Source organism: Streptomyces sp., assembly GCF_036566765.1.
Lineage (GTDB): Bacteria > Actinomycetota > Actinomycetes > Streptomycetales > Streptomycetaceae > Streptomyces.
The window spans coordinates 1-22,973 of record NZ_DATCVQ010000049.1; the positions used below are offsets into that span (position 1 = coordinate 1).

Sequence of the window (22,973 nt, forward strand, 5' to 3'; positions counted from 1 at the left end):
GGCCCACGCCGACGCCACCCCCTGACCCCCGCCCGGCGCACCCGCGGAGCCGACGCCGCGGGCGTGCCCCGCACAAAACGCCGCATCCCAAGGAGAAACCACAGATGACGCCCCAACCCCCAGCACCGGCCGGTCGGCACGAAGGGGCCGCGCGATGAGGGTGCTGCTGCTCGGAGCCAACGGATTCCTCGGCCGCTTCGTCGCCGACCGGCTGCTCGCCGACCCCGCGGTGCACCTCACCGCGCTGGGCCGCGGCGACGACGCCGACGTGCGGTTCGACCTCGCCGGGGGCAGCCCCGGCGCGCTGACCCGGTTCCTGGACGCCGTCCACCCCGGCGTCGTCGTCAACTGCGCCGGCGCCACGCGGGGCGGGGCCCGCGAACTGACCCGGCACAACACCGTCGCCGTCGCCACCGTCTGCGAGGCCCTGCGCCGCAGCGGCTGCGGGGCCCGCCTGGTCCAGGTCGGCTGCGCCTCGGAGTACGGGCCCTCCCAGCCCGGCTCCTCCACCGCGGAGGACGCGGTGCCCCGGCCCGGCGGCCCGTACGGCGTGTCCAAGCTCGCCGCGACCGAACTGGTCCTCGGCTCCGGGCTCGACGCGGTGGTGCTGCGGGTCTTCTCGCCGGTCGGCCCCGGCACCCCGGCCGGCTCCCCGCTGGGCCGGCTCGCCGAGGCGATGCGCCGGGCGATGCAGTCCGGGGACGGCGAGCTCAAGCTGGCCGGCCTCGGCGTGCAGCGCGACTTCGTCGACGTACGGGACGTGGCCCGGGCCGTCCACGCGGCCTCGCTCTCGGCCGCGCAGGGCGTCGTCAACATCGGCACCGGCCGTGCCGTGCGGCTCCGGGACGCCGCCGCGGTGCTGGCCAGGGTGGCCGGCTACGCGGGCGCGCTGCACGAGCTCGACGGCCCGCCCAACCGGCCGGTCATCGGCGCCCCGCGCACCGAGTCCGGCATGGAGCACCACGTCGCGGGTCCGCCGTACCCCTACCCGGACGGCTGCGGCCCCTGGCAGCAGGCAGACGTGCGCACCGCCCGCGACCGGCTCGGCTGGCGGCCCCGGATCAACCTCGAGGAATCCCTCGCCGACATCTGGATGGAGGCGGCATGTCGCATCTGACCACCGCCGGCACGACGCGGTCCGCCACCGGGGAGGACCGGCTCGGCTTCGGCGTCCCCGGCTACGCGCACCCGCTGCTCGCCCCGGTCGAGTGGGCCGAGCTGACCCGGCCGGGCACGCCGTTGCACTGGGCGGTGCTCAACGTGGCCGGCGGGCCGGGCGACCGGCCCGACCCGCACTGCCTGGAGGCGGCCGGGCGGCTGCGGAACGCCGGGGTCAGGGTGCTCGGTCACCTGGATCTGCGGCACGGCTCCCGGGACTTCGGCGACATCGTCTCCGACGCCCACCGCTACCTCGACTGGTACAAGGTGGACGGCTACTACCTGGACCGCTGTCCCACGGACCGGATCGACCTGGCGGAGGTGCGCCGCACCACGGCCACGCTGGAGGCGATGCTCGACGGCGAGGCGCATCTGGTCCTGGGGCACGGCAGCCATCCGTACCCGGGCTACGCGGAGGCCGCCGACCAGCTGGTCACCTTCTGCGGCCCGTGGGCCGACTACCGCTGGTCGCAGGTGGCGGAGTGGACCGCGGACTTCCCGCCGGAGCGGTTCGTCCATCTCGTCCACGGGGTGCCGCGCAGTCATCTCGACGAGGCGATGCGGATCGCGCGGTGGCAGGGGGCCGGAACGATCTTCTTCACCGACCGCAGCGACCGCGCTGCGAACGGTGGTGGACATACTGACCCATTCCAGGCGCTGCCCGGCTACTGGGACGAAATCGTCTCGCGGATCGGACCGGGTGTCTCGGAATGAGAAGTCGCGTGGCAGTGTTACGGAGAGAACAACCGTACTGACATACCGACCAACGGAGTCCCCGTGTCGCTGCCACCCCTGGTCGAGCCGGCCGCCGAGCTCACCGTAGACGAGGTCCGCAGGTACTCCCGCCACCTGATCATCCCCGATGTCGGGATGGACGGGCAGAAGCGGCTGAAGAACGCTCGTGTGCTGTGTGTGGGCGCCGGCGGCCTCGGTTCGCCCGCCCTCATGTACCTGGCCGCGGCCGGCGTCGGCACGCTCGGCATCGTGGAGTTCGACGAGGTCGACGAGTCGAACCTGCAGCGCCAGATCATCCACAGCCAGGCCGACATCGGCCGCTCCAAGGCCGAGTCCGCCAAGGACTCGGTGCTCGGCATCAACCCGTACGTGAACGTGATCCTGCACGAAGAGCGGCTCGAGGCCGAGAACGTGATGGACATCTTCAGCCAGTACGACCTGATCGTCGACGGCACGGACAACTTCGCCACGCGCTACCTCGTCAACGACGCCTGCGTGCTGCTGAACAAGCCGTACGTCTGGGGCTCGATCTACCGCTTCGACGGCCAGGCCTCCGTCTTCTGGTCCGAGTACGGCCCCTGCTACCGCTGCCTCTACCCGGAGCCCCCGCCGCCGGGCATGGTCCCCTCCTGCGCCGAGGGCGGCGTCCTCGGCGTGCTCTGCGCGTCGATCGGCTCCATCCAGGTCACCGAGGCGATCAAGGTCCTGGCCGGCGTGGGCGACCCGCTGGTCGGCCGACTGATGATCTACGACGCCCTGGAGATGCAGTACCGCCAGGTGAAGGTCCGCAAGGACCCGAACTGCGCGGTCTGCGGCGAGAACCCGACCGTCACCGAGCTCATCGACTACGAGGCCTTCTGCGGCGTCGTGTCCGAGGAGGCCCAGGAGGCGGCGCTCGGCTCCACGATCACTCCGAAGCAGCTCAAGGAGTGGATCGACGCGGACGAGAAGATCGAGATCATCGACGTCCGTGAGCAGAACGAGTACGAGATCGTCTCGATCCCGGGCGCGAAGCTGATCCCCAAGAACGAGTTCCTCATGGGCAACGCCCTCCAGGACCTCCCGCAGGACAGGCGGATCGTCCTGCACTGCAAGACGGGTGTCCGCAGTGCGGAAGTCCTCGCGGTGCTGAAGTCCGCGGGCTTCGCGGACGCGGTGCACGTCGGCGGCGGCGTCATCGGCTGGGTCAACCAGATCGAGCCCGAGAAGCCGATCTACTAAGACACAGACGTCATGCGGAAGGCCCCGGACCTGTCGATCAGGTCCGGGGCCTTCCGGCATGCTCAGGAGCAGGTCTTGCCGTACGCCGGGACCTTCCCGTCAAGCAGATACGCGTCGACCGTCTTCGTCACGCAGGACGACGTGCCGTACGCGCCGTGCCCCTCGCCCTTGTTGCTGACCAGGACGCCGACGCCCGCGCCGAGCTTCTTCGCCATCCGCTCGGCCCCCTCGTACGGGGTCGCCGGGTCGCCGGTCGTGCCGATGACCAGGATCGGGCCCGCGCCCGGGGCGCTCGCCTCCGGCGTCTTCCGCTCGCCCTTCACCGGCCAGTTCGCGCACCAGCCGGCCGTGTCCCAGGCCAGGAACTCGCCGAACACCGGCGACAGCTTCCGGAACTCCGGCAGCAGGCCCCGCGCCTGGGCGACGGTCGGCCGCTCGGCGGAGTCGGCGCAGGAGATCGCCCGCTGCGCGTGGCTGGACGGGGTGTAGTGCCCGCTCTCGTCGCGGTCGTTGTAGAAGTCGGCGAGCTGCAGGAGTTCGGAGCCGTCGCCGTTCTCCGCCTTGGCCAGGGCGGAGGTCAGCATCGGCCAGCTGCTCTCCGAGTACAACGGCATCACGATGCCGGTGATCGCCAGGTTGTCGGTGAGCTTCCGGCCGCCGACCGGCAGCGGCGCGCGGTCGAGCCGCTTGAGGAGGGCGGCGATCCGGGCGGTGCCGGTCTTCGGGTTCTCGCCCTTGCTCTTGAGGTAGTTGTCCAGGGCCCGCTGGAAGCCGATGGTCTGGTTGCGGGCGTGTCCGACGGCGTCCGCCGTCGGGTCGACGACGGCGTCGAGGACGGCGCCGCCGACGTTCTTCGGGAACAGGTGGGCGTAGGCGGCGCCGAGCTGGGTGCCGTACGAGATGCCGAAGTAGTTGAGCTTGTCGTCGCCGAGGACGTGGCGCACCAGGTCCAGGTCGCGGGCCGTGTTGCTGGTGGTGGTGTGCGGGATCGTCTTCCCGGAGCGGCGGGCGCAGCCCGCGCCGAACGCGGTGCTGTCCGCGATGAGGGCGGTCTCCTCGGCCGCCGTGTCCGGGGTGAAGTCGGTGCCCGCCTCGGAGGCGGCCAGCTCCTTGTCGTCCCGGCAGACCACGGCGCTGCTTTTGCCTACGCCCCGGGGGTCGAAGCCCACCAGGTCGTAGCGCTGGTTCAGCTTGCCGTACTCGGCGGCGGCGCGCGGCAGGATCTCGACGCCGGACCCGCCGGGGCCGCCGAAGTTGAACAGCAACGAGCCGATCCGGCGGTCCTTGTCCCGGGCCTCCTTGCGGATCAGCGCGACGGTCATCGTCTCGCCGGCCGGCTTCGCGTAGTCGAGCGGCACCTTCACGTCCGCGCAGCGCCACTGCGAGCCGGGCCGCTCGCCGCCCTCCGGGGCCTTGCAGCCGCGCCAGTCGAGCTTCTGGCCGGTGAGCGCGGCGGGCAGCGGGGGCGCGGCGGGGGAGCCGGAGGCGGCAGGGTTCTTGGCCTCGCCGGTCCGCGAGGCGGTCGGCCCGGCGTCCGCTCCGCCGGCGCTCGTGCAGCCGGTGAGCAGCAGCCCGGCGATGCCGAGAGCCGCGGCCGACCGTATCCGTATGGACGTGATGGGCATGTGCATGTGTGAATGACCCCCCGCGCGGATTGGCTAGCGGCAGACGGTACCAGCGGCCGGAACGCGGCCGTTCAGGAGGTACGCGTCGATCGCGGCCTTCACGCAGGCGCTGCCGCCGGTGTACGCGCCGTGGCCCTCGCCCTCGTACGTCATCTCCACGCCGACACCCTCGCCGAGCGCCTCGACCATCGCCTTCGCGCCCTCGTACGGGGTGGCCGGGTCGCCGGTGGTGCCCACGACGACGATCGGCGCGGAGCCGGGGGCGCTGACGTCCGGGTGGTCCCAGGCGCCGCCGACCGGCCACTGCGAGCAGGACGACATCGCCCAGCCCATGAAGTCGCCGAAGACGGGCGACGCCTCGCGGAACTCGGGCAGCTTCGCCTTCGCCTGGGCGACGCTGTAGCGCTCCTTGAAGTCGACGCAGTTGACGGCCGCGTTGGCGGCCTGGATGTTGCTGTACTGGCCCTGCTCGTTGCGGCCGTTCATGGAGTCGGAGAGCGCCAGGAGCAGGCCGCCCTGGCCGCCGTCGGCCTCGTCGAGGCCCTGCTCCAGGTAGGGCCAGTACTCCGTGGAGTACAGGGCCTGCGCGATGCCGTTGGTGGCCTGGGTCTGGGTGAGCTGCCGGTCGCCGATGCCCTGGATCGGCTTCTTGTCGAGCTCGGCGAGCAGGCCGGTGATGAACGACTCGATCTCGGCGACGGAGGAGCCGGGCAGCCTGCACTCGTCGCCGCGGGCCACGCAGTCCTTCGCGAAGTTGTCCAGCGCGAGCTGGAAGCCGCGCGCCTGGCCCAGGGCACCGTCCTCGACGCCCGCGTTGGGGTCGACGACGGCGTCGAGCACGACGCGGCCGACGTTCTTCGGGAACAGGTGGGCGTAGACGCCGCCGAGTTCGGTGCCGTACGAGATGCCGAAGTAGTACAGCTTGTCGTCGCCGAGGACCTGGCGCATCAGGTCCAGGTCGCGGGCCGCGTTCTCGGTGCCGACGTGCGGGAGGGCGGCGCCGGAGTTCTTCTCGCAGCCGGCGGCGTACTTCTTCAGGTTGTCGGTGAGCGTCTTCTCCTCGGCGTCGTCGTCGGGGCTCGCGTCCGCGGCGTAGTACGCGTCGAGTTCGCGGTCGTCCAGGCATTCCACGGCTTCGCTGCGGCCGACCCCGCGCGGGTCGAAGGAGACCAGGTCGTAGCGGGAGCGCAGGGACTCGAACTCCTTGGCGAAGGACGGCAGGCCGGTGACGCCGGAGGCGCCGGGGCCGCCGAAGTTGAAGAGGAGGGAGCCGATGCGGTTCGCGGTGTTCCTGGCCTTGGCGCGGATCAGCGCGAGCTCGATGGTCTCGCCGCCGGGGTCGGCGTAGTCGAGCGGCGCGTTCATGAAGGCGCACTCCCAGCGGGCCCCGCCGGGCAGCGGCGAGGGCGCGGGCCCGCCGCCCTCGGCGGTGGACGGCGGCGGGCAGACCGTCCACGTCAGCTTCTGGTCGGCCAGGCCGGCGAGCCCGGAGCCCGAGGCCGTCGGCCCGTCCTTCGGCTTGTCGCCGTCGTCCGAGCACCCGGCGACGAGCAGCACGGCGGCGGTGGCAGCGACCAGGGCGGCGCGACGGGGTGCGTTCGGCATGCCCCCATCGTCGGCCGGGCCGCCGTGGCCCGCGCGCGCCGTGGGCCATGCGGGTGGCCGCACGGCCCCTGCGGCACGGCCCCTACAGGGCGCCCCGCTTCGTCAGCCAGTTGAAGCAGAGCCAGCCCGGCAGCACCGGCAGCCACAGCGTCAGGAGCCGGTACAGCAGCACCGCCGGCGTCGCCACGTCCAGCGGAAGGCTGCCCACGGCCACCAGGCCGACGGTCAGCGCGCCCTCGACCGCGCCGACGCCGCCCGGGGTGGGGGCCGCCGAGCCGATCGCGTTGCCCGCGAGGAAGACCACCGCGACGGTCGCGAAGCTCAGCGTCTCGGCCTCGCCCTGCCCGAAGGCACGGATCGACGCGTCCAGGCAGAGCACGAAGACGCCGGTCAGGAGCAGCATCCCGCCGATGCCGGTGACCAGTTTCATCGGCCGCTGGAGCACGTCCAGCATGCGCGGCACGACACCCGCGAACAGCGAGCGCAGCCGGGTCGAGACGAACTTCCGCATGAACGGGATCGCCGTCACCACCAGGACGAGCACCGCCACCGTCAACAGGCCGGCGATCACCGTCCGGGACGGGCTGAACGACTGCGACTTCTCCGTGCCGGTCAGATAGCCGAAGGCGAGCAGCAGCAGGATGTGCGCGCCGAGCCCGAACAGCTGCGAGGCGCCGACGCTGGCCACCGCGAGCCCCGGCCGGACCCCGGACCGCTGCAGGAATCGAGTGTTGAGCGCCACGCCGCCGACCGCCGCCGGGGCGACGATCTTCACGAACGAGCCGGCGACCTGCGCCACGACCGTCCGCCAGAACGGCACCCGCTCGGGCACGAAGCCCAGCAGGCTCATCGCGGCCGCGATGTAGCTCAGCGCCGAGAACAGCACCGCCGCGGCCACCCAGCCCCAGTTCGCCTCGGCGATCGTCGAGAGCGGGGTGCGCGCGATCTGCGAGAGCAGGAAGTACGCGGCGACCGCGCCCGCGATCAGGCTGACCAGCGTCCGTGGCTTGATCCGCTCCAGGCGCACCGGCTCCACCGGCGCCAGCGGCCGGATCAGCAGCACCTGCCGGCGGATCTGCGCCAGCAGGTCCTCCTCGCGGGCCTCGTCCAGAGCCGTGTCCAGGGCGCGCTTCTCGGCCCGCTTGTCGGCCTGCTTCTCCGCCCGTTCGGCCTTCCGGTCCGCCTTGGTGCCGCCGCCCGCGGCCGTGCCGGCCGCCGCATGGGTCTCGGCGCGGGCCTGCTTCTCCGCCTGGGAGGCCTCCAGAACCGCTTCCCGCTCGCGCTTCGACCGCTCCCGCGCCAGCCGGCGCAGCTCCGCGCGGGTCGAGCGGCTCAGCGCGATCGGCTGGAGCAGCGGCATGCAGTCCGCGATCGCGTCCGGGCCGAGCACCTGCACGGCGGCGGCGACGGCGCGCTCCGCGCCGACCCGCAGGCCGAGGGTGGTCAGCAGCTGCGCGATGTCCATCCGCAGCACCAGATCGCCGGCGGCGATCTCGCCGCCGCGCAGATCGGTCAGGATCACCTTGCCGGAACGATCCACCAGAATCGCGTCCCCGGCGAGCCTGCGGTGCGCGATCCGGCGCGACTGGAGCGCCTTCACCTGGCGCCAGGCGCTGCGCACCAGCTCGTCGGTGACCTCGTGGTCCTCGAGGGAGTCCAGGGTCCGGCCGCCCAGGTGCTCGTACACGAGCATCACGGCGTCCGGGCCGAGCTCGGAGGTGGCGATCAGCCTGGGCGCGTTGGCCCCGGCGGCGATGGCCGCGTACGCGAGCAGCGCCTCCTGCTCGAGGGCCTGGCGCAGCGAGACGATCGAGCGGCGGGTGGTGATGGCGCGCAGCGTGAGGCGTCGCCACACCCGGTAGAAGAAGCCGTGCGCCTGCTGCTCGCGGTCGACGACGGTGACGTCGAGCGGTGGCCCGTCCTCCAGCGTCACGATGTAGCGGCGGCCCCGGTCGCCCTGCTCGGCGGTGTCCGGCAGGCCCTCGGCGCGCAGCGCGGTGACCGGCCGGAAGCCGACCCGGCGCAGGCCCGCCAGCAGGGTCTGGCCGGTGGGGCGGACGTTGGGGGAGCCGACCGTGTAGAGCGTGCCGTACGCGACGGTCCAGCCGATCAGCACGGTGAGGATGATCGAGAACGCGGTGGTGTACCCGGCCACGAGCATGGTGAACGCGTCGAGCAGCAGGACGAACCAGAGGGCGAACCGCCAGCGGGGTCTGCGGGCCATCCCGACGGCGGTCATGTACGCGATGACCGGCGCGAGGTAGCCGTGCACCGGATCGGTCAGCCCGCCGTCCGCCGCGGGCTGGGTCAGCGCGTCCTGGATGGTGCCGGGCGCGGCCCGTGCCACCCACAGGTCGGTGGCGAGGGTCACACCGTGCGCGAGGACGGCGGCGAGCACGCCGTCGGCGATCCGCAGCCCGTCGCGTTTGATCAGCCGCTCGATGGCGAAGGCGACCGGGACGAGCAGGACGGCGATCGACGAGACCAGGCCGGCGATCTTGACGAAGACGTCCGGGGCGCCGGTCGTCCCCTTGTTGATGTCCTGCTCCAGGCCAGAGGTGGTGCCGTGGGCGAAGGCGGCGATGGCCAGGACGAGGGCGATGGCGAGCACGCCGACGAGGAGCCGGAGCAGGTCGGAGGGGCGGTGGACGCGGGCGGCGAGCAGGGGCTCGTCGCCTGAGACGCGCTCACTCGGCTCCTCGCTCTCGGCGGGTACGTCGGGGCGGCCCTCCTCGGGAGGCTCCGCGTCGTGCCCCATCACCATGTCCGTGATCTCTTCTTGCTGTCGTCGCCGTGCTTGCAGGGCCGGCCGGCGCGTCTTCTCGCGCTCGTCCAGGCCTTGATCGTTTCGCTCTTGATCTCGTATCACCAGTCACCGCCCGGACGATGGTGGCACGGGAAGCCGCATCGCGGAGGCATCAGGGGGTTGTCGGTGCGGTGAGGCAGGATGTCCCGGATGAGCGTCGAGGAGCTTCCCGAATACCTTCCCGAGTATGCGGAGCGGGTGCTGGAGGTCGCCGAGCTGATTCCGCCCGGCCGGGTGATGACCTACGGAGACGTCGCCGAATGGCTCGGCGAGGGCGGCCCGCGCCAGGTGGGCCGCGTAATGGCACTGTACGGCGGCGCGGTGCCGTGGTGGCGTGTGGTGCGCTCGGACGGCACGCTGCTGCCCGGCCACGAGCAGCGCGCGCTCGGCCACTACCGGGACGAGGGCACCCCGCTGAAGCAGGCCGCCCGCAGCGCGGAGGGCCACCTGCCGAAGATCGACATGCGGCGGGCGCGGTGGGACGGGAAGGCCGGCACGGCGGGCGACGGCATAGGCGGCGGGGCGGACGGCGGGGACGACGGCACGAGTGGCGGGGCGGGCGCTCGCGGATGACCGCTCCGGACGGTGCGGGATTCCCGTAAGGTCGTCTGCTCCGCATCGTTCCCGCAGCATGTCCCCTCCGCACCCGTCCCTCAGCATCCGCACCAGCACGCGTACACCCACCAGGACCGGCGATCCACGTGAGTTCCTCCTCCACCACCCGGCGTACGCCGTACCAGGGACCGGTACGGCCGAGGACTCATGGCGCGTACCGACTGGTGCGGACGGCGATCGCCCCCGTGCGTCCCCCTCAGCTGGACGCAGCGCAACGGGGTGTGGTTGAGCACAGGGGAGGGCCGCTTCTCGTCCTCGCCGGACCGGGCACCGGGAAGACGACGACGCTCGTCGAGGCGGTCGCGGCGCGTGTGGAGGCCGGGGCGGACCCGGAGCGGATCCTCGTCCTCACCTTCAGCCGCAAGGCGGCGGTCGAGCTGCGCGACCGGATGGCGGCGCGGCTGCACGGGGCACGTGCCCCGCAGGCGACGACCTTCCACTCGTACTGCTACGCCCTGGTCCGGGCCCACCAGGACGCCGACCTCTTCGCCGAGCCGCTGCGGCTGCTGTCCGGCCCCGAGCAGGACGTCGCCGTGCGCGAGCTGCTGGCCGGCCAGCTCGACCTGGAGAAGGAGGGCCTGGCCCGCATCCGCTGGCCCGACGAGCTGCGGGCCTGCCTGACCACGCGCGGCTTCGCCGACGAGGTGCGCGCGGTACTGGCCCGCTCCCGCGAGCTGGGCCTCGGGCCGAAGGCGCTCGGGGAGTTCGCGGCGCGGGTGGGGCGGCCGGACTGGAAGGCTGCGGCCGGCTTCCTCGCGGAGTACCTCGACGTGCTCGACATGCAGGGGGTCCTGGACTACGCGGAGCTGGTGCACCGGGCCGTGCTGCTGGCGGAGGGCGGGGCGGGGGGCCCGGGGACGCGTGGCGCGGCGCGGGGCGTGACGCTGCCGGAGTACGACGCGGTGTTCGTCGACGAGTATCAGGACACGGACCCGGCGCAGGTACGGCTGCTCCGGGCGCTCGCGGGCGGGAGGACGCTGGTGGCGTTCGGCGACCCGGACCAGTCGATCTACGCGTTCCGGGGCGCGGACGTGAACGGCATCCTCGACTTCCCGGAGACCTTCGGGGGCGCGGACGTACGCGTCCTCACCACCTCGCGGCGCTCGGGCGCGGGGCTCCTTGCGGCGACCCGGCTGCTCACCCGGCGGATGCCGCTGCCCCGGCTGCCCGCCGACAAGGCGCGCGCGCACCGCGAGCCGGCGGCGGTCCGTGAGGGCGGCCGGGTGGAGGCGTACACCTACCCCACGCCCTCCACCGAGGTCGACAACATCGCCGACCTGCTCCGCCGCGCCCACCTGGAGGACGGCGTCCCCTGGTCCGACATGGCGGTCCTGGTCCGCGCCGCCACCCCCATCCCCGCCCTCCGCCGCGCCCTCACCTCCGCCGGCGTCCCCCTGGAGACCGACACCGCCGACACCCCGCTCCGCCACGAACCGGCGGTGGCCCCGCTGCTGCTGGCGCTGCGGGCGACGGCGGGGGCGGCGGGGGCGGCGGGGAAGCCGCTGGCCGCCGGGGACGGCGACGAGGCGACGGGGCCGGCAGCGGCGGTCGCGCCGACGGCCGAGGCTGAGCCGCTGGCCTCCGACGAGACCGTCGGCGGACCTGCGGCGGACGCATCGGCGGGCCCCGGGCCGGGACCGGGCGCTCCCGGTGGTACCGCCGTCGAGGCGGAGGTCGGGCCGGTCGCCGAGGTGCAGCTCGGGGCGGGCGACGAGGTGCAGCTCGCGGCGGGTGCCGGGGCACAGCTCGCGGCGGGCGACGAGGTGCAGCTCGGGGCGGTCGCCGAGGCACAGCTCGCGCCGGGCGCCGAGGTACCCGTCTCCGGCGAAGCCGTCGGCTCCGACGGCGTCGCCTCGGGCTCGCCCCTTCCCGCCACCGGCACCTGGCTCGACGTCGAGACGGCGCTCGATCTGCTCGCTTCGCCGCTCGCCGCCATGGATCCGGCCGATCTGCGGCGGCTCGGGCGGGCGTTGCGGGACGAGGAGCGGGCCGGGGGGAACAAGGTGCCCGCGCCGTCCGACGTGCTGCTGGCGCGGGCGCTCGCCGAGCCCGAGCGGCTCGTCGCGCACGACCCGGCGTACGCGCGCGGGGCGCAGCGGCTCGGCGACCTGTTGCGTCGTACGCGGGAGCTGCTCGCCGCCGGCGGGACCGCCGAGGAGGCGCTCTGGCTGCTCTGGAGCGGTACCCCGTGGCCCGGCCGGCTCGAGCGCGCCGCGCTGCGCGGCGGCGCGGGCGGGCGGAACGCCGACCGCGACCTCGACGCCGTGTGCGCGCTGTTCGAGACCGCCGCCCGCGCGGAGGACCGGGTCGGCGGCCGGGGCGCGCTGAACTTCCTGGAGGAGCTCGACGCCCAGGACATCGCCGCCGACACCCTGACCCGCCGCCAGGCCCGCCCCGACGCAGTCCGTCTGATGACGGCCCACCGGGCGAAGGGCCTCGAATGGGGCCTGGTCGTCGTGGCCGGGGTGCAGGAGGGCCTCTGGCCCGATCTGCGCCGCCGCGGCTCCCTCCTGGAAGCCGACCGCATCGGCCGGGACGGCATCGCCGAGCCCCTCACCCCCGGCGCGCTCCTCGCCGAGGAGCGACGCCTCTTCTACGTCGCCACCACCCGCGCCCGCCACCGCCTCGTCGTCACCGCGGTCAAGGCCCCGGCCGACGACGGCGACCAGCCCTCCCGCTTCCTCGCCGAACTCGGCGTCGAGCCCAAGGACGTCTCCGGCCGCCCCCGCCGCCCCCTCGCCGTCGCCGCGCTCGTCGCCGAGCTCCGCGCCACCACCGTCGACCCGGACGCCTCCGACGCGCTCCGCGCCGCCGCCGCGCAACGCCTCGCTCAGCTCGCCGCGCTGACCGACGACGAGGGCCAGCCGCTCGTCCCCGCCGCGCACCCCGATCGCTGGTGGGGCCTGTTCGAGCCCACCCACAGCGCGGTCCCGCTCCGCGACCGGGACCGCCCCGTCGCGCTCTCCGGCTCCGCGCTCGACCAGCTCGCCCACACCTGCGCCCTCCAGTGGTTCCTGGGCCGCGAGGTCAAGGCCGACGCCCCCGCCACCGCCGCCCAGGGCTTCGGCAACGTCGTCCACGTCCTCGCCGACGAGGTCGCCTCCGGCCGCACCCCCGCCGACCTCGACGTCCTCATGGCCCGGCTCGACTCGGTCTGGGACGGGCTCGCCTTCGACGCCCCCTGGAAGTCCGAGCAGGAGAAGGCCAACGCCCGCACCGCCCTGGAGCGCTTCCTGCGCTGGCACGTCATGGACCGCGGCGGCCGCACCCCCGCCGCCACCGAGCACGACTTCGACGTCACCCTCGAAGCCGGCGCGTACGAGGTCCGGATCCGCGGCTCCATGGACCGCGTCGAGCAGGACGAGCAGGGCCGCGCCTACGTCGTCGACTTCAAGACCGGCAAGTCCGCCCCGACCAAGGACGAGGTCGCCCACCACCCCCAGCTCGCCGTCTACCAGCTCGCGGTCCGCGAAGGCGCGGTGGACGAGGTCTTCGGCGGCCGCCGCCCCGACCCCGGCGGGGCCGAACTCGTCCAGCTGCGTCAGCCCGCCGCTCAGAAGGAGGGCGGCGACGCCCTGCCGAAGATCCAGGCCCAGGAACCCCTCGCGGGCGAGTGGGTCGGCGACCTCCTCGCCACCGCCGCCGGCCGCGTCCTCGACGAACGCTTCACCCCCTCCACCGGCCAGCACTGCACGAACTGTTCCTTCCGCGCCTCTTGCAGCGCCCGCCCCGAGGGCCGGCACGTCGTCGAGTGACCCGCCCGGTCGCGGGTGTGCGCCGTTCGGGTCACGCTGGTGGTCGGGGATCGCGGGGGGAGTCTGCGAGGAGGGCCGCATGGCGTCCCATCGGAAGCTCCGGATCGCGACGGTCGCCGCGTGCGCGGCCGTGGTCGCCGGAGGCGTGACCGGGTGTTCCCAGTTCGACCAGCCGCGGGCGGACGCGGGCGCCCTCCCGCGGCAGCAGGACGTGCGGCCCGTCGTCGCCGCGCCGTCGCCCGACCCGTTCAAGGGACTGAGCGCCGACGAGATCGCCGACAAGTCCGTGGCCGCCACCCAGTCCGCGACCTCGCTCCGGATGACCGGCCGGGTCGTCTCCGAGGGGCAGACCGTCGACGTCGACTTCTCCGTCAACGACAAGGCCGAGTGCACCGGCAAGCTGAAGGTGCAGGGCGGCACGGCGGAGCTGCGCCAGAAGGCCAAGGCCGCGTACATGAAGGGGGACGAGCGGTTCTGGCGCGCCTCGATGACTTCCCAGGGCCTCCCGGAGCCGCAGATCGACGCCACTTTGGAGCTGCTCAAGGGCCGCTGGGTGAAGTTCCCCGCCGGTCAGGAGGGCAGCGCGGAGCTCTCCGGGGTCTGCGACCTCAAGGCCCTGCTCGACGACCTGAGCAAGGACGAGGGTGCGCGGACCGGTCTGACCAGGGGCAAGGACGGCCGCGTGGGCAAGACGCCGACGGCCACGCTCGTCAAGCAGAAGGCCGCAGGCGAACGGAGCGTCGTGTCCGTCGCGCAGCAGGGCAAGCCGTACATCCTCCGGATCGTGAAGACCGGCGGGGACGAACCGGGCACGGTGGTGCTCTCCGCGTACGACAAGCCCGTGAAGGTGGTCACACCGCCGGCCGACGAGACCGTGGACCTGAGCAGGCTGGACCCGGGGACGCGCGCCTGATGACCCGGTGGACGCCGCCTGATGTCCGGGGGACGCGCGCCTGATGGCCTGGGCGCCCGCGCCTGATCCACATCCGAGCGCGGGGGCCGGGCAGGCCAGCGCGGACCGGGCCTGTCAGTCCGCCCCGTTAGCCTCTCTGGAGTGACCGCACGCCTCACCGACCCCGAGCAGCTCAAGGAGCTGCTCGGCATCCCGTTCACCCCGGAGCAGACCGCGTGCATCGTCGCGCCGCCCGCCCCGCAGGTCATCGTGGCCGGCGCGGGCTCGGGGAAGACGACGGTGATGGCCGCCCGGGTGGTCTGGCTGGTGGGCACCGGGCAGGTCGCCCCCGAGCAGGTCCTCGGTCTCACCTTCACCAACAAGGCCGCAGGCGAGCTCGCCGAGCGCGTCCGCACCGCCCTCGTACGCGCAGGGGTCACCGACCCCGACGTCATCGACCCGGACAACCCCCCGGGCGAGCCGCGCATCTCCACGTACCACGCCTTCGCCGGCCAGCTCCTCACCGACCACGGCCTGCGCATCGGCCTGGAGCCCACGGCCCGGCTGCTCGCCGACGCCACCCGCTACCAGCTCGCCGCGCGCGTGCTGCGCGAGGCGCCCGGCCCGTACCCCGCGCTCACCAAGTCCTTCCCGACGCTCGTCGGCGACCTGCTCGCGCTCGACGCCGAGCTCGCCGAGCACCTGGTGCGCCCCGCCGACCTGCGCGCGCACGACGCCGACCTGCTGCGCGCCCTGGAGTCCGCCAAGCTCAGCAACGCCGACCTGCGCAAGGTCCCCGAGGCCGCCGCCGCCCGCCGCGAGCTGCTCGACCTCGTCGTGCGCTACCGCGAGGCCAAGCGCTCCCGCGATCTGCTCGACTTCGGCGACCAGATCGCCCTGTCCGCCGAGCTGGCGACCACCCGCCCCGAGGTCGGCGCGCTGCTGCGGGACGAGTTCCGGGTGGTGCTGCTCGACGAGTACCAGGACACCTCCGTCGCCCAACGGCTGCTCCTCTCGGGGCTGTTCGGCGGCGGTACGGGCCACGCCGTGACCGCGGTCGGCGACCCCTGCCAGGCGATCTACGGCTGGCGCGGGGCCTCCGTCGCCAACCTGGACGACTTCCCCGAGCACTTCCCGTACGCGGACGGCGCCCCCGCCACCCGCTACGCGCTCAGCGAGAACCGGCGCAGCGGCGGCCGGCTGCTCGACCTCGCCAACGGGCTCGCCGAGCCGCTGCGGGCCATGCACGAAGGCGTCGAGGCGCTGCGCCCCGCGCCGGGCGCGGAGCGGGACGGGACGGTGCGGATCGCCCTGCTGCCGACCCACGCGGAGGAGATCGACTGGCTCGCCGACTCCCTCGCGCACCTCGTGCGGACCGGTCGCGAGCCCGGCGAGATCGCCGTGCTGTGCCGGACCGCGACCGACTTCCCGGCGATCCAGGCGGCCCTGGTCGCCCGGGACGTCCCCGTCGAGGTCGTCGGCCTGTCCGGGCTGCTGCACCTGCCCGAGGTCGCCGACCTCGTCGCGGTCTGCGAGGTCCTCCAGGACCCGGGGGCCAACGCCTCCCTCGTCCGCCTCCTCACCGGCCCGCGCTGGCGCATCGGCCCGCGCGACCTCGCCCTGCTCGGCCGCCGCGCCCGGCTCCTCGTCCACCGGGCCGGCGATGGGTCCGACGACCCGGACGAGCGCCTCGCCGCGGCCGTGGAGGGCGTCGACCCGGCCGAGGTGATCTCGCTCGCCGACGCCCTGGACACCTTCCTCGATTCCGGCGGCGGCGAGGACGACGGACTGCCGTTCTCGCCGGAGGCGCGGGTACGGTTCGCCCGCCTCGCGGCCGAACTGCGCGGGCTGCGCACGGCGCTCGCCGACCCGCTGATGGACGTCCTGCACCGGGTGCTCGCCGCCACCGGCCTGGAGGTCGAGCTCTCCGCCTCCCCGCACGCCCTGGCCGCGCGCCGCCGCGAGACCCTGTCCAACTTCCTCGACATCGCGGCCGGTTTCGCCTCCCTCGACGGCGAGGCGTCGCTGCTGGCCTTCCTGGGCTTCCTGCGCACCGCCGCGCAGTACGAGAAGGGCCTGGACAACGCGCTGCCGGGCGGCGAGAACACCGTCAAGGTGCTGACCGCGCACAAGTCCAAGGGCCTGGAGTGGGACGTCGTCGCCGTGCCCGGCCTCGTCGCCTCGCAGTTCCCGAGCAGCAAGTCACGCGAGTCCTGGACCGCGCAGCCACAGGTGCTCCCGCACGCGCTGCGCGGCGACGCGGCCACGCTGCCGACGATCGAGGAGTGGACGGCCGCCGCGCTGAAGGGCTTCAAGGAGGAGATGCGCGCCCACCAGCACACGGAGGAACTGCGCCTCGGGTACGTGACCTTCACCCGCCCGCGCTCGCTCCTGCTCGGCTCGGCCCACTGGTGGGGCCCCTCCCAGAAACGCCCCCGTGGCCCCTCCCCGTTCCTGCACGCCCTGTACGACCACTGCACGGCGGGCCACGGCGAGATCGAGTCCTGGGCGGACGAACCGGAAAAGGACGAAGAGAACCCGACCCTCCAGGAGAACCTGGCCGACCAGGCGTGGCCGCTACCGCTGGACCCGCAGTCCTTCGCGCGGAGGCGAGAGGCGGCGGACACCGTACTCGCCCGGTTGTGGGCAGACGTTCCGCAGTGGGGGTCCCCCCGGACGGAGTCTGGGGGAGGGACGGGTGGGCACAACCCCACGAACGCGTTGCCCGCGCAAGGGCCCGCCTCCCCGCCCCCCGAGCCGCTGCCCGACGACGAGCCCTGGCCGGACGAGGAGCCGTACGACCCGTACTGGGAGGACGACGCCCCTCCTCCGGAGGACATCCCCGCCCCGAGGGCGCCGGACCAGGAGGCGCCCGGCCTCACCCTGGAGGACGCGAGAACCATCGCCTCCTGGGACCGAGACCTCACCACCCTCACCGGCGAACTCCGCCGCGCCCGCTCCGGCACGCGCGACGTCACGCTCCCCACCTACCTGACGACCTCCCAGGTCATGAGCCTCGCCGCCGACCCCGACGGCTTCGCGCAGGACCTCGCCCGCCCCATGCCCAGGCCGCCCCAGCCCGCCGCCCGCCGCGGCACCCGGTTCCACGCATGGGTGGAGGCGCAGTTCGAGGAGCTGCCGCTCCCCCTGCTCGGCCCGGACGAGCTGCCCGGTGGCGAGGAGTTCGCCGACGAACCGGAGATCGTCGACGAGCGCGACCTCGCCGCGCTCAAGGACGCCTTCGTCCTCACCCCGTACGCCCACCGCACCCCGTACCGCGTCGAGGCCCCCGTCCAGCTCACCCTCGCCGGCCGGGTGGTGCGGGGCAGGATCGACGCCGTGTACCGGGACGAGGCGACCGGCGCGTACGAGATCGTCGACTGGAAGACCAGCCACCTGCGCGCCGCCGACCCGCTCCAGCTCGCGATCTACCGCCTCGCCTGGGCCGAGCAGCACGGCCTCGACCCGGAGGAGGTGGCGGCCGCGTTCGTGTACGTACGCACCGGAGAGGTCTCCCGGCCCGCGCCCCTGCCCGGCCGCGCCGAGCTGGAGGAGCTGCTCAGGGGCGAGCCGAGCGGCGGGGCCACCCCCGGGAGACCCGATTCGGACGCCGGATAGGCTCAGAAGCATGAGCGAGACCCCGGACAGCGCCGTCCAGACCGTACGCACGTACATCGAGCAGCACCGCGCCGCCTTCCTCGACGACCTCGTCGACTGGCTGCGCATCCCGTCCGTGTCGGCGCAGCCGGACCACGCCCCCGACGTGCGGCGCAGCGCCGAGTGGCTGTCGGCCGCGCTGTCCAAGACGGGCTTTCCGACGGTCGAGATCTGGGAGACCGACGGCGCTCCGGCCGTCTTCGCCGAGTGGCCGTCCGACGAGTCGGACGCGCCGACCGTCCTGGTCTACGGCCACCACGACGTCCAGCCCGCCGCCCTCGAGGACGGCTGGCACACCGACCCGTTCGAGCCGCAGGTCGTCGACGGCCGGATGTACGCCCGCGGCGCCTCGGACGACAAGGGCCAGGTCTTCTTCCACACCCTCGGCGTCCGCGCCCACCTCGCCGCCACCGGCCGCACCACCCCCGCCGTCACGCTCAAGCTGCTGATCGAGGGCGAGGAGGAGTCCGGCTCCCCGCACTTCCGTGAGCTCGTCGAGGCCCACGCCGACCGGCTCGCCGCCGACGCGGTGATCGTCTCCGACACCGGCATGTGGTCCGAGGACACCCCGACCGTCTGCACCGGCATGCGCGGCGTCGCCGACTGCGAGATCGAACTGTACGGCCCGGACCAGGACATCCACTCCGGTTCCTTCGGCGGCGCGGTGCCCAACCCGGCCACCGTCGCCGGCCGGATCGTTGCAGCGCTGCACGACGCGGACGAGCGGGTCGCGATCCCCGGGTTCTACGAGGGGGTCGCCGAGCTCTCCGCCGCCGAGCGCGAGCTCATCGCCGAACTGCCCTTCGACGAGCCCGCCTGGCTGCGCACCGCCAAGTCCCGCGGCACCCTCGGCGAGGCCGGCTTCTCCACCCTGGAGCGGGTCTGGGCCCGGCCGACGGCCGAGGTCAACGGCATCGGCGGCGGTTACCAGGGCCCCGGCGGCAAGACGATCGTCCCCGCCTCCGCCCAGCTGAAGCTCTCCTTCCGGCTGGTCGCGGGTCAGGACCCGGCGCGGATCGAGCAGGCGGTCCGGGACTGGCTGGCCGGGCTCGTGCCCGCCGGCATCCGGTACGAGATCGTCTTCGGCGCCCCGACCCGGCCCTGCCTGACCCCGCTGGACCACCCGGCGCTGCAGTCCGTCGCCCGGGCCATGAGCACGGCCTTCGACGGCGCCAAGATCCGTTTCACCCGTGAGGGCGGCTCGGGCCCGGCCGCGGACCTCCAGGACGTCCTGGCCGCGCCCGTACTGTTCCTCGGCATCTCCGTCCCGTCCGACGGCTGGCACGCGCCGAACGAGAAGGTCGAGTTGGACCTGCTCCTCAAGGGCGTCGAGGCGACCGCCCACTTGTGGGACGACCTCGCCACCGCCCTCCGCTGAGATCTGTAGTCCCGCAGTACCCACCCATCCGATCCGGGGGAGTTGGAAGCACCTGTGAGCATCCTGAGTAACGCGGCCGGAGACCGTCCCATCGGTCTGACCGCCCCGAGCGGGATCGACCGCGCCGCCCACCACCGCCTCGACGAGGCGTGGCTGGCGGCGGCCTGGAGCCACCCGACGACGCGGGTCTTCGTCGTGTCGGGTGGTCAGGCGCTGATCGACGACACTCCGGACGGCCGCACCGAGCTCGTCATGACCCCCGCCTTCGAGGCTCCGGTCACCGAGACCCACCGCTACTTCCTGGGCACCGACGAGGACGGCGTCAGCTACTTCGCGCTCCAGAAGGACTCCCTGCCGGGCCGCATGGACCAGTCCGCCCGCCCCGCCGGGCTGCGCGAGGCCGGGCTGCTGCTCTCGCCGCGCGACGCCGGCCTGATGGTGCACGCCGTCGCCCTGGAGAACTGGCAGCGGCTGCACCGCTTCTGCTCCCGCTGCGGAGAGCGCACCGTCATCGCCGCCGCGGGCCATGTCCGCCGCTGCCAGGCCTGCGGCGCGGAGCACTACCCGCGCACCGACCCCGCCGTGATCATGCTGGTCACGGACGAGCAGGACCGTGCGCTGCTCGGCCGCCAGGTGCACTGGCCGGAGGGCCGCTTCTCGACGCTCGCCGGCTTCGTCGAGCCGGGCGAGTCGATCGAGCAGTCGGTGGTCCGCGAGGTCTTCGAGGAGGCGGGCGTCACGGTCGGCGAGGTCGAGTACGTCGCCAGCCAGCCCTGGCCGTTCCCGTCCAGCCTGATGCTCGGCTTCATGGCGCGGGCCACCTCGTCGGAGATCAACGTGGACGGCGAGGAGATCCACGAGGCGCGCTGGTTCTCCCGCGAGGACCTGACCGCCGCCTTCGCGTCCGGCGAGGTGCTGCCCCCGTACGGCATCTCGATCGCGTCCCGGCTGATCGAGCTCTGGTACGGCAAGCCGCTCCCGAAGCCGGGCGAGACCGCGGCCTGAGCGTCGGCTGGACCGCGGCCTGAGCGTCGGCTGGACCGCGGCCCGAGAGTCACTGCCTCGCCGTCGTCCCCGGCGTGTGCCCGAAGGCGCGCCGGAACACGTCGATGAAGGTGCTGGCCGACGACCAGCCGCACCGGTGCGCCACGGCGGTCACCGGCGCGCCCTCGGCCAGCAGCACCAGGGCGTGGTGCAGGCGGAGCTGCGTGCGCCACTGAGGGAAGGTCATGCCGAGATCCGCCTTGATCAGGCGGGAGAGGGTCCGGTCGCTCGCGCCGACCCGGCGGCCCAGTTCGGCGAGCGTGCTCGGGTCGGCCGGGTCGGCGCGCAGGATCGCGCACAACTCCGTGAGCAGCGGGACGGTCGGCGCGGGCAGATGCAGCGGCTGCTGCGCCGAGGCGCGCAGCTGGTCGAGCAGGACGGCGCGCAGCCGGGCGCGTTCCGGGCTGTCGTCGTGCGGAGCGCGGGTGTACGCGAGGATCAGCTCGCGCAGCAGCGGGCCGACGGCCAGCACCGTCGGCTCGGCCAGTCCGAGCGGGTTGTCGGCGGCGGGCAGGCCGACCAGGTGCAGTTCGAGATCGCCGTGGGCCTCGTGGGCGTGCACCGTCCCGGCCGGGATCCAGAGGGCACGGGTGGCGGGCGCGATCCAGGTGCCCGCGTGGGTCGTCACGGCCACGACGCCACGGCCCGCGTAGACGATCTGGTGGTCGTCGTGGCGGTGGGCGTCGATGCCGGCGCCCGGGGCGAGGAGCTGGGCGCGGGTGGGCGCTGTCGGGGTGTGGCGGATTTCCTGCATTGATCGGCAGTTTAACGAAAGCGCGACAGGCGGGCCGCTGGCCACGATGACGGCATGCCAAGGAACAAGCCGATCCTGCTGCTGTCGCTCGGGCACGCCTGCGTGGACGTGTACCAGGGCGCGGTCGCCGCGCTCGTGCCGTACTTCGTCGCCGAGCGGGCCTATACGTACGCCGCAGCCTCGGGCGTCGTGCTCGCCGCCTCGCTGCTCTCCTCCGTCGTGCAGCCGCTGTTCGGCGCGCTCACCGACCGATGGCCGACGCCCTGGCTGCTGCCCGCCGCGACCGTCGTCGGCGGCCTCGGCATCGGGCTCAGCGGCCTGACCGGCTCGTACGCGGCGACGCTGACGTTCGTCGCGGTCTCGGGCCTCGGCGTCGCGGCCTACCACCCGGAGTCGGCGCGGGTCGCGCGGCTCGCCTCGGCGGGGAGCCACAGTGCGATGGGCTGGTTCTCGCTCGGCGGCAATCTGGGCTTCGCGACCGCGCCGCTCCTGGTCACGGGGGTCGTCGCCGCCGGCGGGCTTCGGCTCACGCCGCTGCTGGTGCTGCCGGCCCTGGTCGGGGCGGTGCTGTGCCTGCCTGTGCTGCGCGCGGTGGCGGGGGAGGCGGCGGCTCGCGGTACGGGCGTCCCGCCGGCGGTCGGAGCCGACGATGTGCGGTCCTTCACCCGGCTGTCCCTCGCCGTGATCTGCCGGTCCGTCGTCTTCGTCGGCCTGAGCACCTTCGTCGGGCTGTATGCGCCGGAGCGCGTCGGCGGCGGCGCGGCCGCGGGAACTGCGGCGCTGTTCGTGCTCTACCTGGGCGGCGCGGTCGGGTCGGTCCTCGGCGGGAGGCTGGCCGACCGCTGGGACCGGGTGACGGTCGCGCGCCGGGCGTACCTGCTCGGCGTCGTCGCCGTCGCGGGCGTGGTCCTGGTGCCCGGCCCGCTCTTCTACGGTTGCGTGGCGCTGACCTCGATTGCCCTGTACGTCCCGTTCTCGCTCCAGGTCACGCTCGGCCAGGACTACCTGCCGAACCGCGTCGGCACGGCGGGTGGGATCACCCTCGGCCTGACCGTCTCCGTGGGCGGCCTCGCGGGCCCGTTCCTCGGGCGGCTCGCGGACGCAGCCTCGCTGCGCACAGCGCTGCTGCCGCTGATCCTGATGCCCGCGCTGAGCTGGCTGGCCCTCCGCGGCCTGCCGGAGCCGGGCGCTGGGCCGCGCCCCGGGCCGGGAACGCCACGACCCCCGGCCCGGCGGGTCGCCGGTCGGGGGTCGTCGAAGTGAGCGGCCGAGTGGCCGAAATCAGACGCCGAGCGCCTGCTTCACCTGGGCGAGGCTCGGGTTCGTCATGACGACCTCGTCGCCGCCCACGGAGGGCAGCACGCGCACGGTCGGGACGGTCTGGTTGCCCCCGTTGGCCTTCTCGACGAACGCGGCCGACTCCGGGTCCTGCTCGATGTTGATCTCGGTGTACGCGATGCCCTCGCGGTCCAGCTGGCCCTTCAGCCGGCGGCAGTAGCCGCACCACTCGGTGCTGTACATCGTCACAGTGCCCTGCATGGCCAGGCGCTCCTCAGGTTCGCGGTCGGGTGCCGAAGGTAAGGAACGCGCGACCGGGCGCGACCATTCCCGCTTGACGGACCGTTCTCCTGGCGACTTCCCGGATGCGGCTCCGGCATCCCCCGTATTCGTATGACTACCGCCTGGCGCCTGTGGACAAGGGCCCGCGTCCCGGTCCCGGAACCTGGC

The 22,973-nt window shown here is 73.7% G+C and carries 15 protein-coding genes; 10 read left to right on the plus strand and 5 right to left on the minus strand.

From position 1 onward, the window contains the following. Positions 1-154 precede the first annotated feature (154 nt). From VIU94_RS02420 to moeZ, 3 genes are all read left to right on the plus strand, one after another. Positions 155-1,117 carry an NAD-dependent epimerase/dehydratase family protein gene (locus VIU94_RS02420; protein ID WP_331906984.1) on the plus strand — a complete coding sequence of 321 codons (963 nt, stop codon included), beginning with the start codon at positions 155-157 and terminating at the stop codon, positions 1,115-1,117. Beyond that, on the plus strand, positions 1,105-1,872 hold the full coding sequence (locus VIU94_RS02425; protein WP_331906986.1) for a spherulation-specific family 4 protein: 768 nt from the start codon (positions 1,105-1,107) through the stop codon (positions 1,870-1,872). Before VIU94_RS02420 ends, VIU94_RS02425 begins: the two co-directional genes overlap by 13 nt. A gap of 63 nt (positions 1,873-1,935) precedes the next feature. Further along, positions 1,936-3,114: an adenylyltransferase/sulfurtransferase MoeZ gene (moeZ, locus tag VIU94_RS02430; RefSeq protein ID WP_331906988.1), complete on the plus strand. Its 1,179-nt coding sequence runs from the start codon at positions 1,936-1,938 to the stop codon at positions 3,112-3,114. A 62-nt stretch (positions 3,115-3,176) separates the two neighbouring features. On the opposite strand, the gene VIU94_RS02435 is transcribed toward moeZ, so the two are convergent. The 3 genes from VIU94_RS02435 to VIU94_RS02445 form a co-directional block, all read right to left on the minus strand. Beyond that, positions 3,177-4,739 (minus strand): alpha/beta hydrolase, encoded by a 1,563-nt coding sequence (locus tag VIU94_RS02435; RefSeq protein ID WP_331906990.1) that lies wholly within the window; start codon positions 4,737-4,739, stop codon positions 3,177-3,179. 33 nt (positions 4,740-4,772) lie between these two features. Next, positions 4,773-6,344, minus strand: coding sequence for an alpha/beta hydrolase (locus tag VIU94_RS02440; protein ID WP_331906992.1), 1,572 nt, complete (start codon positions 6,342-6,344; stop codon positions 4,773-4,775). A gap of 82 nt (positions 6,345-6,426) precedes the next feature. Beyond that, complete coding sequence (locus VIU94_RS02445) at positions 6,427-9,102, minus strand: lysylphosphatidylglycerol synthase domain-containing protein (protein ID WP_414720872.1); 2,676 nt, start codon at positions 9,100-9,102, stop codon at positions 6,427-6,429. Between the two features lie 198 nt (positions 9,103-9,300). Here VIU94_RS02445 and VIU94_RS02450 point away from each other — a divergent pair, with 198 nt between their 5' ends. The 6 genes from VIU94_RS02450 (at position 9,301) to nudC (ending at position 20,452) form a co-directional block, all read left to right on the plus strand. After that, the gene (locus VIU94_RS02450) at positions 9,301-9,723 is read left to right on the plus strand and encodes an MGMT family protein (RefSeq protein WP_331906996.1); all 423 of its coding nucleotides are present in this window, start codon (positions 9,301-9,303) and stop codon (positions 9,721-9,723) included. A 128-nt stretch (positions 9,724-9,851) separates the two neighbouring features. After that, positions 9,852-13,520: an ATP-dependent helicase gene (locus VIU94_RS02455; protein WP_331906998.1), complete on the plus strand. Its 3,669-nt coding sequence runs from the start codon at positions 9,852-9,854 to the stop codon at positions 13,518-13,520. A gap of 79 nt (positions 13,521-13,599) precedes the next feature. Next, positions 13,600-14,433: a hypothetical protein gene (locus tag VIU94_RS02460; protein WP_331907000.1), complete on the plus strand. Its 834-nt coding sequence runs from the start codon at positions 13,600-13,602 to the stop codon at positions 14,431-14,433. Positions 14,434-14,574: 141 nt separating this feature from the next. Next, entirely contained in the window at positions 14,575-18,030 is a 3,456-nt protein-coding gene (locus tag VIU94_RS02465; RefSeq protein WP_331907002.1) for an ATP-dependent helicase, read from the plus strand. A gap of 10 nt (positions 18,031-18,040) precedes the next feature. Next, positions 18,041-19,447: a dipeptidase gene (locus VIU94_RS02470; protein WP_331907004.1), complete on the plus strand. Its 1,407-nt coding sequence runs from the start codon at positions 18,041-18,043 to the stop codon at positions 19,445-19,447. 54 nt (positions 19,448-19,501) lie between these two features. Then, complete coding sequence (gene nudC / locus VIU94_RS02475) at positions 19,502-20,452, plus strand: NAD(+) diphosphatase (RefSeq protein WP_331907006.1); 951 nt, start codon at positions 19,502-19,504, stop codon at positions 20,450-20,452. A 49-nt stretch (positions 20,453-20,501) separates the two neighbouring features. Here nudC and VIU94_RS02480 read toward each other — a convergent pair whose 3' ends face one another. Further along, on the minus strand, positions 20,502-21,245 hold the full coding sequence (locus VIU94_RS02480; RefSeq protein WP_331907008.1) for an AraC family transcriptional regulator: 744 nt from the start codon (positions 21,243-21,245) through the stop codon (positions 20,502-20,504). Positions 21,246-21,299: 54 nt separating this feature from the next. Between VIU94_RS02480 and VIU94_RS02485 the strand changes: the two genes are divergently transcribed. After that, positions 21,300-22,508, plus strand: a complete 1,209-nt coding sequence (locus tag VIU94_RS02485; protein ID WP_331907010.1) for an MFS transporter — start codon at positions 21,300-21,302, stop codon at positions 22,506-22,508. Between the two features lie 18 nt (positions 22,509-22,526). Here the strand turns inward: VIU94_RS02485 and VIU94_RS02490 are convergent, their stop codons facing one another. Further along, positions 22,527-22,784: a mycoredoxin gene (locus VIU94_RS02490; protein WP_331907012.1), complete on the minus strand. Its 258-nt coding sequence runs from the start codon at positions 22,782-22,784 to the stop codon at positions 22,527-22,529. Between the last annotated feature and the right edge of the window lie 189 nt (positions 22,785-22,973).